We start from the raw sequence: 11,434 nt of genomic DNA on the forward strand, positions 1-11,434 counted from the left end.
GTGTAGGAACCGAATATGGACAACCTCGCGTATTTCCACCTAGCTTTTGCTTACGAAGACAGCCAACCCAGCGAATTGGTTTCCCTTAGCTCTCTGTTTAACACAGCAGCAACACCAGACTGGAAACGGCTTTCTGGAAGGGCTTGGAGGTATATGTTACCTCTTGCTCTCACCTTGTCTATTCTCAGTGCTGTTAGTAGCGTCATGGCATTAGAACGAGGCGATCAAGGCCCTTCTGTCAGGAATCTACAACAACAGTTAAAAAGAGTAGGGTTTTATCAAGCTCCCGTTACTCAAATCTATGACTTCCCTACAGAAGATGCTGTCCGGCGCTTCCAAAAATCAGCTGGTTTACCAGTAGATGGTGTCGTCGGAGCCACTACCCTGCAAAAATTAGAAAGCTGGCGTCCAAAGGCTGTAAGTACAAGTACACAGGCTAAAAAACCTAGTAATAGCAACTCAGCTACTAAACCTACTGTTGTCAGCACAACTACACAGACGAAAAAACCCAGTACCACAAATACAACAGCTAATACAACAACAGCTAAAAAAACTACTGTTGCTACGGCATCCGCTAGCAAGCGCAGCAATTCCAATTACCTTGTTAGAGGCGATGAAGGTGAAGAGGTCAGAGTTCTGCAAGAACGGTTGCGAATTGCTGGCTTTTACTACGGTAACGCCACAGGTATATTTGGCCCGATTACTGAAGAAGCAGTCAAGCGATTCCAAGAGGCATACAAATTAGATGCTGATGGTGTTGTCGGACCCGCAACAATAGGAAAGCTGCCGCCAATTGGTCTTGGTGGTGGTGAAGATACGCCCAAAGCAGTGGTTGATCGAGATAAACTACGCATCGGCGATCGCGGTGAAGCAGTTCGCGTTCTCCAAGAACATTTGATCAAAGCTGGATATTTAGAGGGAGAGCCAAACGGCTACTATGGCCCCTATACGGCAGATGCTGTCCGCCGATTTCAAGCCGCTAACTATTTAGCACCTAGTGGTGTTGCTGGCCCAACGACCAGAGCTAAGTTATATAGCTTGGTGACTAATGCTCCTAAAAGTGAGTTTAGTGTCTTGGAAATTCAAAGGCGATTACAGGAAAAGGGCTTTTACAAAGGTCAACTTAACGGAGTCATGGCAGACGATACCAAAAAAGCGATTAAGCAAGCCCAAGAATTTTACGGTATCAGTCTCAGTGATATAAGAAGCGGACGCTTTTAGCATCCGCTTAAGTACTGGCAGTAAGATGTCCCCAACTGATTGCTACCTCCGATAACAGCGAATAAGAAACTGCTCAAAATTCCATATTTTGATTAGATTGAGGCTCCGCCTTGTTATCCCACCCAGGTGCTATAACGGCATAAGTGCCCTTTGGCACTTGGGGCATACTGCATGGATAGTTAGCTGACAATCAAGAAGATGGAAACCTTCTTTTTGAGCAGTTTTTGCTCCGATTTTCAAAATTGAGTCGTTTTTAAACTCAATCGTACTGTTACATCTGACACAGATGAGGTGATGGTGGTGATGGGGGTAAGGCTGATTAAGTTCGTAATGTTTATGTCCTTCTCCCAGCTCTAATTCCCGTAAAATACCCATCCTGGCCATCAACTTTAAAGTCCGATAAATAGTTGACAGACTTATGCCTTCACCGTCAGTTTCTAATCGATGATAAAGATCCTCGGCACTGAGGTGTTCACCTTGCGGAAGTTCTTGGAAAATGTGTAGAATTGTTTCACGTTGAGGAGTTAAACGCCAACCTCGGTCGTTTAATTCTGCTTTGAGTGAAGTAGAAGTGTAAACAGTCATACTAATTTTTCTCAACAAAGCCTAATAGTTGAGAATATAGCAAATATTTTGAGCAATTTGCAACAACCATCACTTATTGAGAATCTTTATTAAAGACTGAAGAATAATTTATGAAATTTTGATGAACCAAAGTAATAGATGATCCCCGCTATCAAAGCGTCTTAAAAGTAGAGTTCGCAAAACTCCAGCCTAATTAAATGAAAATAATTTGCCATAAACTAAACAGAGATTTTGGCAACGGGGATCAAGCAACTCGGTTACCGATAAATAGTTCAGAGGAGCCAGTGCGTTGTTAAGGTAGCAGCGTTTTGGGGTTTCCCCATAAACAACTGTTGAAAGGCTCCGCCGACTTTACTCTAAAGGAGACATCCCAAGACGCTCACATAGTGGTTTGCCGTTCGACGTACTCGTTTCCGAACTCAGGCTAGGATAGCAACATGGTGTTCAACAATCCATCTACTTGGATTTTGTTCACTTCAGTATTAACTAGCTCAGAGATTCTAAATAGTCGCGGATCAGGTTACGTCGTTTTGGTTGACGTAGCTTTTGTAAAGCTTTGGATTCGATTTGCCGTACTCGTTCCCGCGATAAATCAAGAGCGCGGCCAATTTCCGCTAAAGAGTAGGGATGACCATCTGCCAAACCAAACCGCATGAGAATTACATCACGCTCGCGGCTTGTTAAATCTGACAACAGATGTTGCAAGTCTCTTTGTAAAGATTCTCGCATTAATAGTTCTTCTGGGGTGACACTGTCAGTTTCTAGTAATTCCCCTAACTCTGTGTCTTTATCTTTACCTACCTTGGTTTCTAGAGAAACAGAGCGAGGCACTCTTAACAAGACTTCCCGTACTTGAGTAGGAGTCATTTCTAACTCAATAGCTAGGTCTTCCAGCGTCGGAGTACGACCTTTTTCTTGAGCAATTTTGCGTTGGGCTTTTTTGATTTTGTTCAGCTTTTCGGTAATGTGAACAGGGAGGCGAATTGTTCGACTGGAAGTAGCGATCGCCCTTGTAATCCCCTGACGAATCCACCAGTAGGCGTAGGTGCTAAAGCGATAACCCTTAGTTGGGTCAAATTTCTCTACAGCTCGCTCCAAGCCTAGTGTGCCTTCTTGGACTAGATCCAACAATTCTAGTCCCCGATTTTGATACTTCTTAGCAACAGACACTACTAAACGAAGATTAGCCTTGATCATGTGTTCTTTGGACTGGAGTCCTTGAGATTGAATTTGCTCCAGTTCTTCCACAGTTATCTTGGCAATTTCTGCCCAGCGACGCTTGCCTTCTGACAAAATTGGCTTCAAATCCGACACGTTCACACCAGCAGTGCTAGCCCACCTTTCTAAAGATGGTCGATGTCCTAGTTCAGATGCTAAACGCTCCTGAACTTCAATTAAGTGCAGATAAGGCTCAATGACTGCATCTCCTTGCTTAGCGGCATTAGCAAGTACTATCCGCATACGTAAGTAACGCTGGACTTTTTGAGCTTCTGAAACTTCCTCATCCCGCCCTAACAACCGAACCCGACCAATCTCTTGAAGATATAACCGTACTAGGTCTGTACTCCTACGGTTGGTGTTCGCGGCAAAATGAGCAGGATCGACAGAAGCCAATTCCAAATCCTGCAAATCGTCTACAGGTAACTCGTCGTCAACCGTGAGATCTCGGTTTAGGATATGCTGGGATTTTGGGGCATTGTAGGGGGCATCTGCGTAAAAAGATGTTGCTGGCATAAAGATCGTCTCAATGGCTCCAGGTAACAATAGATTACGGTCAGCTAAAAATTATGGTCAGCTAATTAACTGTTGCTATTGTTCCCGTGATTCAAGATGAACTAACACGGTTGAGAGTTACATTACAGTTTTTTTAAAAAAAAATCTAAAAAAAACTGTACTGATGGGTTTTTAAACATGACTACCGAAATAGTCGGCGGCTGTAGCACTCTGATTGAACCAATAGCTATTCACATCTACAGCTAGCCTTTAAGCTTTCAAATACCTTTTCAACATTTCAACTTTGATGGGACTTGACTGTTACAAAAGTAACGTGGTATAAACATATTTCAGTAAAAATCATGTTCATAATCGGCATAGTCATATCTACACGGGGATAGAAGTACTATCCTGACAATTTGCTAATTTTTCTCTAGGGAATATTTGGTAAGAACAGTAAGTAATTGTCATGATCAGTGCGTTAGTAGTAACGCTGAAGTGCTAATACCAAGCCCTTACTGTCTCAGTATTCTCAAGAGTGGTACTGAATTCTGAATTTCCAAAGGAATGGGGGATTGGGGGCTAGGGTTTGCATACTGGAAAATAGCGGTAAATTTGAACCAGCACCAAATTTTGAACATCTTTTACAATACAAACATCAGTTGTCAATGTTTACTGACAACTGATAAGGGAATACCAAAAAGTAAATTATTCAATATTTGTAGCGCTCATTAAGGAAACTGCTTACTCTTGCACAAAAGCTAGCTACACGCAGCGTCTTCGACTGGGGAAAGGTAGTACTCTTTCAAATCAATAGAGTGGTAGGTGCAGGCACAACTATTTAGAAGGCCAACGCAGGTCTAGAAAGATTTGTATTGCATAACGAATACAAAATATTTAGCAGTGTTTACCTGTGGTTCTTAATCATCAACTAGGATTTTTACAGTAGAGGTAAATCTCTAGTGATATCAACTGAAGATAATCACTTATTATTCACAACTCTCGCTAACTTCGGGTTCTGCTATGCAGTATGCGTGATCGTCTTTTGGCGCTACCGCTCCCTAACCCTACTAAAAGCGCTGATTCTTCGCGTCTCTGCGTCTTTGCATCTCCATGCCAGTCTTAACAATCAGTCTTTCAAGCGAACCTGATATTAAAGAAAATCATCCTATGCTTTGGAAAACTGCCAGGTAATTTAAATCACCTGACAGTTTTCTGGATTAGTGAAAATCCGTTAACACAACATATCCTCTAATTGAGCGTTAGAGGATATTGATGCTTTTTACGAAGCTAGTGCTACTTCTACTAATTGTTGTAATTCGCCTTTCTGGTACAGTTCAATTAAGATGTCTGAACCACCAACGAATTCACCATCAATAAAGACTTGGGGAATTGTTGGCCAGTTGGAATATTCTTTAATTCCTTGACGAATTTCAGAATCTGAGAGGACATCAACAGTCTCGAAGGGAACACCCAGCGTGTTAAGAATCTGCACAACGTTGTTGGAGAAACCACATTGGGGCATTAACTTGGTTCCCTTCATGAAAACCAAAATCTTGTTTTGCTGTACCAAGGTGTCAATTTTTTCTTTGAGTTCTGGCGTCATGGTTTTTCCGTTTCCTACTTACTTTTGCTTATAACCGAGAGGAGCCAGCCGCGTGGTGGGGCAGTCTGGTCTTGGGGAGCCAGTCCGTTGCGCGGGTTTCCCCCCTGGAAGAACTGCCGAAAGGGGTTTCCCTACTTGAGGAGCCAGTTCGTTGTGCGAGCTCCCAATGCACTCCACAGGGTAGCAACTGGCGTGCGCCTGGTGTTCAATCGTCAGTATTTAAACTGCTAAGAAGCGGCTGTTGCCTGCCAAGCTTCGGGAGTATAAGTTTTTACTGCCAGAGCATGAATCGCTTCAGTTGACATAGCTTGCCGCAATGCACCGTAAACTAACTGATGCTGTTGCACCAGCCTCTTGTTTGCAAACTGCGATGAAACTACTGTCACTTGATAGTGGTCACCACCACCAGTCAAATCTTGCACCTGAACCAGGGCGTCTGGCAGTTCCGCTTTGATCATTGCCTCAACCTGTTGCGGACTAATCATCGCAATTCCTGAAAAAAACTTCTTTTCTATTATTAACAGATATAGAGCGATCGCCTTTACCACTTGCAAGTTTTGGCAAGCTTAAGGAGCGACGCGCTCTAGGCACGCGTTTTCGTTAATGCCTAAACAGACGGCAGGTAACTCTATCCTACCATTAGGACATTGACAAGCCATGCCTCCCACAAAAAGGAAGATTGCTAAATTTGATTATTTTTGAGATGAAGAAGAACTACCACCTTGCCGAGGATAGGGGGCATCCACAAAACCTAACTCATATAACTGTTGGTAGGCTTTCTTGCCTAAATCCCGTGTTGGATTTTGACTTTTGATAATTTGTATTAGCAAAGGTACGGCTAATTCTGATTGATTTTGTGCTCGATGTACCAATGCCAGCCTATATGTAGCTTCATCTCTTAGTTGGGCGGTATCTCTAGCTTTTTGTCGCTGAGAATCAGAAACTCTGTTGTCAATTCCAGAAAAACTAGAGTTGAGATCTTGATAAAAATTAGATAGCTGATTAAAAACCTGACGTGCTTCTTGGAGTTTCTTCGCAGCTACGTCATATTTTTGGGAAGAAACAGCAGCTTCTGCTTCTTTGAGGAGACGCTGCCCGCTTTCAATACTCAGCAGGGTACTATTTTGCGATACAGGACGCAGGTTATTTGGATTGTTGGGATCAATTGGTTGTGGTTGGTTATTGCTCGGTAGCTGGATTACCTGAGCATTAACAGGTGATAGCAGACTGAGGCCTGCTATGAGCGATAAAGAAGTGAAGCGAATCCAGGGAACAGCAGCAGCTAGGTTCATGGGATCAATTCGTGCGACAAATATATAAAAAGTAATGGAAACTTCGGGTATCTTAACTCTGTTTTTGTCTTTGACCAAGCAAAGCAACATACTAAGTTTCTTTGTTTTAGACTGAAAATCAGCCTGATTGAGTTCCCTTAGCCCTTAATCATAGTATCTAAAATTGCTCCTATGAATGATCCCGTCAATTCCTCTAATTCTACCAACATAGGTATACCAGCGATCAATCTGGGAATGATATTACAACGCGGTGGTGAAGAATTGATTTTAGAAAAGGCTTTGGATCGTTTCACCATCCGTTTTGTTAATGATATTCCTCCCCAAGAATTATCTCAGGTTAGTTGGGGGACTTGGCAACGCAGCATTCCCCAAGCAAGGCTAGAACTTTTTACGGTAGCAGCCAACCAGTTAGAAACAGCAATGTCCCAAGCACGTGCTGACCAAAATGTTGCTTTTGCTAGTCATATTTACAAACTCAAAGATAATCCTGGAACTTTTGTTTATCTCAACGACCAAATCACAATTCAATTTGCTATTAGCGTTGACGACACTCAGATAAATACTCTCACCACTGGATTTAACCTAATCCAAGAAAAACCAGTTCTTGGTCTGCCTAATACTTTTGTGTTTCGTGTTAGTAAACAAGCTACAGAAAATCCCATCAAAATTGCTAACCAGTTGCAAGGACTAAAAGAAGTATTAGCTGCTGAACCTAATATCCTTGTAAGGCAGGAGACTCACTACAAACCGCGTGACCCTCTTTATCCCCAGCAATGGTATCTCAACCATAATGGCGGTAACCAGTTAGCAGTTGGTTCTCATATTTCTGTGGAAAAAGCTTGGGATATCACTCGCGGTGTACGTTCTGTAGTTGTGGCTGTGGTTGATGATTCTTTTGATTTGAACCATCCAGATTTCCAAGGCAGTGGTAAGATTGTCGCCCCTAGAGATTTAAAAGAAAATGACTTTTTACCTTTGCCTGATGAACAGGAAACTAGCCACGGTACAGCTTGTGCAGGGATAGCTGTAGCTGAAGAAAATGGTAAAGGAATTGTTGGGGTTGCCCCTGGTTGTGCATTAATGCCAATTCGCACCACCGGGTTTTTGGATGATGAATCAATTGAGGATATATTCAATTGGGCAATAGACAAGGGCGCTAGTGTGATTTCTTGCAGTTGGGGAGCATCTGCGCTTTATTTTCCGCTATCTTTGCGTCAACGTGCTGCTATTACCCGCGCTGCAACCAAAGGGCGTAATGGTAAAGGTTGCGTGATTTTGTTTGCTGCGGGCAATGCTAACCGCCCAATTGACGGTACTGTTTACGAGCGCAATTGGCCCAAAAATCTGTTAGCGGGTAATACAGATTGGTTAAGTGGTTTTGCGGTACATACAGATGTGATGGCTGTTGCTGCTTCTACAAGCTTCGGTAAGAAATCAGCTTACAGTAATTGGGGAACTAATATTGCAGTATGTGCTCCTAGCAACAATGCTCCTCCTGGTATATGGTTTCAGGAAGCTGGGTTTATGGAAACACAACCTGCGATCGCAACTTCTCTTTCAGGATTAGGAATGCTTACCAGTGACCAATTGGGAGCCGCAGGTTACGACCCTGGTGACTTTACCCGCAACTTTGGCGGGACTTCTGGAGCCACGCCTGTAGTCGCAGGTGTGGCAGCATTAATGTTGTCAGCAAATCCTGACTTAACAGCCCAACAAGTCAGGCGCATATTACAAGAAACTACTGATAAAATTTTGGACACCAACCCTGACCCCCAACTGGGTTTACGAGAAGGTACTTACGACAGTAATGGTCATTCTCAATGGTTTGGTTATGGCAAGGTAAATGCTGCTAAAGCAGTGCAAACAGCACAGCAAATGCGTACAGGTGCATCAACTGCTAGCAAGCAAATCAAGGGCAAAAATGACAACCAAATCGGAATTCCAGATAATAACAAACAGGGAATAAAAAGTGCGATCGCCATTTCTGAGGCGAGTTTAGTCCAAGATATTCAAGTAACAGTTAACATCACCCATGATTTTTTAGGCGATTTAGAAATTTATTTAATTGCACCCAATAATCAACAAGTTTTATTGCAAAATCGCACCTTGGGTCGCCGCACCAATTTACAAACAACTTATACAGTGCGATCGCACCCAGCCCTCAAACAGTTGCTATCCTTCTCAGCTACAGGACGCTGGCAATTATGGCTCATCGATTATGCGCCGCAAGATGTCGGTCAGTTGAATAGCTGGGAATTAAATTTGAGTATTTAGTTATTGGTTATTAGTCATTGGTCATTAGTCATTGGTTATAGGTATGAAATAAAAGAAAAATGATACCAAATTAACATAAGTAAGATTGTTTGAGATTCCTGGAATGGCATATTTATAAGGAATTTTCACCCAAAATCCTCAAATACTGTTGACACAGGACAAATGACTAATGACTAATAACAAAATCAAGAATTAGGAATTTCAGCAAATGTGTGACTAGAAATTTCTGATTCTTGGTGGTTGAGTTGTTGCAAAACTTTAGCTAAATCACTAGTTAAGCATTTAGCATTTTGTTTTACACAACCATTACTGTAATCTGCAACTTTTATTGCTGCTCCAATATGAATAATTACATCTGTACCCCAGTTTGGATAAGTTTGGCTGTAATTGATACTAATAGGTATAATTCTAATTCCCAAATCTGGCTGACTAGATTCAGCACTCAAAGCTAGACGAGCAATTCCAGGCTTTAATGGGTGGACATCACCATCACGGTAAATACCGCCTTCGGGGAAGATCACTAAGGTTTTTTGCTGCTGAAGCAGCTCAACTCCATGCCGCAAGGTAGTAATTGAAGGGTGTTTAGGATCGACAGGAAAGCCCCCTAAGCGGCGGACAAACCAACCTTGCAATCCTTTGCATTCGCTACTAGTCACCATAAATCGCAGGTCTTTTTTTATCTTACAAGCGATCGCAGCATAGGGTACAAGCAGTGCATCCCAACGAGCACGGTGTGTAGGAGCAAGAATTACAGGACCAGTTCTTGGAATATTTTCTTGCCCAATGATTGTAATGCGTCCAAAGAACAAGGGTAAGAGAAAGTGGCGTCCTAATAGATATGCCAGAGGCGCTAACCAGGGAGAAACCCGCGAGGTAGCAGAGGTAGTATAAGCCACCTGGGTATTTGCGGGGGTATTTGCTAGTTTTTGCTGAGAGGTAGGATTAGCAGAGTAAATTTCCATCATGATGGTGGCTGCTGATTGTCAGATAAAATGTGACGAAACCTTGATTAACTACACCGTAGATTTTCTTTCATGACTTGTGTCCTACCTATTGGACAGTTTTATCTCTGTCTGCTAATTTTGCTGATGCCGTCGGGTAGCAAACCAAGCTTGCAATTGCTGACGACAAGCAGACTCTAAAACGCCTCCAATGACTTGTAGGCGATGATTAGAGGCAGCACTATCGGGGATGTTGGTAACAGTACGTATTGCACCAGTTTTTGTATCGTCTACTCCATATACCAGCAATCCGATACGTGCGTGTATAATAGCACCGGCACACATTGGGCAAGGTTCTAAAGTTACATACAGGGTGCATTGATTGAGACGCCAATTTTGTAAAGTTTTAGCAGCGGCTCTCAGAGCGAGAACTTCTGCGTGAGCCGTGGGGTCTTTGTCGCGTTCTTTTCTGTTTTCACCTTCCGCCAACAGATTACCTGAAGCATCAACGATCGCAGCTCCTACAGGGACTTCTCCAGCTTCACCTGCTGCTTGTGCCAATTCTAAGGCACGACTCATCCATTGCCGATGGACAAGATACTCTGGGTATTCAATTATCATAGGATTATTGCTAAAAATTCTATGTAGCCATAACTCACAAACTTTAGTTCCTAGTAGTCACTAAAGCGACTAAAAATACTGAGGTGTTAACTACAAGCTAGCTTACAGTGAAAAACACTAAACTACTTACTACGAGATAGTATTACAAAGCCCGCTGAAGCGGGCTGATTTGATTTTAAATTTCGTTTTAGCTTGGAACTATCCAACCAGCCTCTTGAGGCTAATTTACCTGAGTTCGGGTTAAGCTGTTTGAGATAAAAGCCAGTCCATCTGAAGGCTAGGTTTTTTAGGTTGGTGGCAATAAGCAATTAATCCGCACAGAACGTTAACGCAAAAATTAACGGGGCTTCGGTGTCTTGAATGTTCAATCTGAGAAATGTTTTTGAGTTGGTCGTTAATCGTCTCAATAATTGAGCGTTTACGGGACAAAAGCTTGTCATGAAGACGCATCAGCCTATTCTTCATATTGCGACGGGGTAAGCGCAAAAAATTGGATTCCGAACTGTTCCAAAAGCTGAGAAGCGAGTTTTTCAGAAACATAGCCGCGATACCTTCGGTAAGCTTCGCTAACGCCAAATATTTTGCCAAACAACTCACGCAGTAAATCCGGCACAGGTTTACGGTCATCAATGTTACCAGGAGTCAGAGCCACATTTAAGAGTTGACCAAGTTCATTGACGACCAGATGAAGCTTAAAGCCAAAAAACCAATCCACAGAAGTTTTGCCACGAGAGGCTAAACCCTCAAACACCTTATGCCGAGGAATCCGACGGTTATGGCATACCTTCAAGCTGGTTGAATCGATAAAACCGATACCCGTACATCGTCCAAAACAATGCTTGAGATAGACACACAACGGTATCAAGGTTGATGGTATCCATTCAATAAATCTTTGATAACTCGGAAGGCCTGGAAAAGCAGAACTCCATTGCTGCTTGACGTGATTCAAATAAAAATGCTTGAAGTTCCGGTAGTGATTTTGATGAAAAGCAATCACAATTGTGATAATTTCACTTAAACAAAGGCTTTTAGTGCGAATACGTTTAATTCCTCCATGTTTTAACAGTTGTTTGTGCCATTGCGCTTCAAATGCTTTACAGAAATCATCTACATGACAAAACAAAGCATCTAAACTAAACATAGGGCAGGTTGCTGGATTTGTTGTTATTTTCAGCTTACTA

At 42.5% G+C, this 11,434-nt stretch carries 9 protein-coding genes and 1 pseudogene; 2 read left to right on the forward strand and 8 right to left on the reverse strand.

Annotation, left to right across the window (positions count from 1 at the left end; translation table 11 throughout):
- The first annotated feature begins 15 nt into the window (after positions 1-15).
- Positions 16-1,221, forward strand: coding sequence for a peptidoglycan-binding protein (locus BV372_RS18320; protein WP_086687923.1), 1,206 nt, complete (start codon positions 16-18; stop codon positions 1,219-1,221).
- A 129-nt stretch (positions 1,222-1,350) separates the two neighbouring features.
- Here BV372_RS18320 and BV372_RS18325 read toward each other — a convergent pair whose 3' ends face one another.
- From BV372_RS18325 to BV372_RS18345, 5 genes are all read right to left on the reverse strand, one after another.
- On the reverse strand, positions 1,351-1,806 hold the full coding sequence (locus BV372_RS18325; RefSeq protein WP_086687924.1) for a Fur family transcriptional regulator: 456 nt from the start codon (positions 1,804-1,806) through the stop codon (positions 1,351-1,353).
- Positions 1,807-2,292: 486 nt separating this feature from the next.
- Positions 2,293-3,540, reverse strand: coding sequence for an RNA polymerase sigma factor SigC (gene sigC, locus BV372_RS18330; RefSeq protein ID WP_086687925.1), 1,248 nt, complete (start codon positions 3,538-3,540; stop codon positions 2,293-2,295).
- A gap of 1,261 nt (positions 3,541-4,801) precedes the next feature.
- Positions 4,802-5,125, reverse strand: a complete 324-nt coding sequence (gene grxD / locus BV372_RS18335) for a Grx4 family monothiol glutaredoxin (protein ID WP_086687926.1) — start codon at positions 5,123-5,125, stop codon at positions 4,802-4,804.
- Positions 5,126-5,352: 227 nt separating this feature from the next.
- The gene (locus BV372_RS18340) at positions 5,353-5,610 is read right to left on the reverse strand and encodes a BolA family protein (RefSeq protein WP_086687927.1); all 258 of its coding nucleotides are present in this window, start codon (positions 5,608-5,610) and stop codon (positions 5,353-5,355) included.
- Positions 5,611-5,817: 207 nt separating this feature from the next.
- Positions 5,818-6,417, reverse strand: coding sequence for a hypothetical protein (locus BV372_RS18345; protein ID WP_086687935.1), 600 nt, complete (start codon positions 6,415-6,417; stop codon positions 5,818-5,820).
- 171 nt (positions 6,418-6,588) lie between these two features.
- Between BV372_RS18345 and BV372_RS18350 the strand changes: the two genes are divergently transcribed.
- Positions 6,589-8,691: a S8 family serine peptidase gene (locus tag BV372_RS18350; protein WP_086687928.1), complete on the forward strand. Its 2,103-nt coding sequence runs from the start codon at positions 6,589-6,591 to the stop codon at positions 8,689-8,691.
- Between the two features lie 185 nt (positions 8,692-8,876).
- Here BV372_RS18350 and BV372_RS18355 read toward each other — a convergent pair whose 3' ends face one another.
- From BV372_RS18355 to BV372_RS18365, 3 genes and pseudogenes are all read right to left on the reverse strand, one after another.
- Positions 8,877-9,656, reverse strand: coding sequence for a 1-acyl-sn-glycerol-3-phosphate acyltransferase (locus BV372_RS18355; RefSeq protein ID WP_256973315.1), 780 nt, complete (start codon positions 9,654-9,656; stop codon positions 8,877-8,879).
- Positions 9,657-9,767: 111 nt separating this feature from the next.
- On the reverse strand, positions 9,768-10,253 hold the full coding sequence (gene tadA, locus BV372_RS18360) for a tRNA adenosine(34) deaminase TadA (RefSeq protein ID WP_086687930.1): 486 nt from the start codon (positions 10,251-10,253) through the stop codon (positions 9,768-9,770).
- 240 nt (positions 10,254-10,493) lie between these two features.
- Positions 10,494-11,394 (reverse strand): annotated as a pseudogene (locus BV372_RS18365) (IS982 family transposase).
- Positions 11,395-11,434 lie beyond the last annotated feature (40 nt).

It is taken from the genome of Nostoc sp. T09, assembly GCF_002154695.1.
Lineage (GTDB): Bacteria > Cyanobacteriota > Cyanobacteriia > Cyanobacteriales > Nostocaceae > Aulosira.

Excerpts from the sequence above, each read along its gene's own strand:
- tadA (WP_086687930.1), bottom strand. The coding sequence starts at position 10,253 with ATGATAATTGAATACCCAGAGTATCTTGTCCATCGGCAATGGATGAGT.
- BV372_RS18325 (WP_086687924.1), bottom strand. The coding sequence starts at position 1,806 with ATGACTGTTTACACTTCTACTTCACTCAAAGCAGAATTAAACGACCGA.
- BV372_RS18345 (WP_086687935.1), bottom strand. The coding sequence starts at position 6,417 with ATGAACCTAGCTGCTGCTGTTCCCTGGATTCGCTTCACTTCTTTATCG.
- BV372_RS18350 (WP_086687928.1), top strand. The coding sequence starts at position 6,589 with ATGAATGATCCCGTCAATTCCTCTAATTCTACCAACATAGGTATACCA.
- grxD (WP_086687926.1), bottom strand. The coding sequence starts at position 5,125 with ATGACGCCAGAACTCAAAGAAAAAATTGACACCTTGGTACAGCAAAAC.
- sigC (WP_086687925.1), bottom strand. The coding sequence starts at position 3,540 with ATGCCAGCAACATCTTTTTACGCAGATGCCCCCTACAATGCCCCAAAA.
- BV372_RS18320 (WP_086687923.1), top strand. The coding sequence starts at position 16 with ATGGACAACCTCGCGTATTTCCACCTAGCTTTTGCTTACGAAGACAGC.
- BV372_RS18355 (WP_256973315.1), bottom strand. The coding sequence starts at position 9,656 with ATGATGGAAATTTACTCTGCTAATCCTACCTCTCAGCAAAAACTAGCA.
- BV372_RS18340 (WP_086687927.1), bottom strand. The coding sequence starts at position 5,610 with ATGATTAGTCCGCAACAGGTTGAGGCAATGATCAAAGCGGAACTGCCA.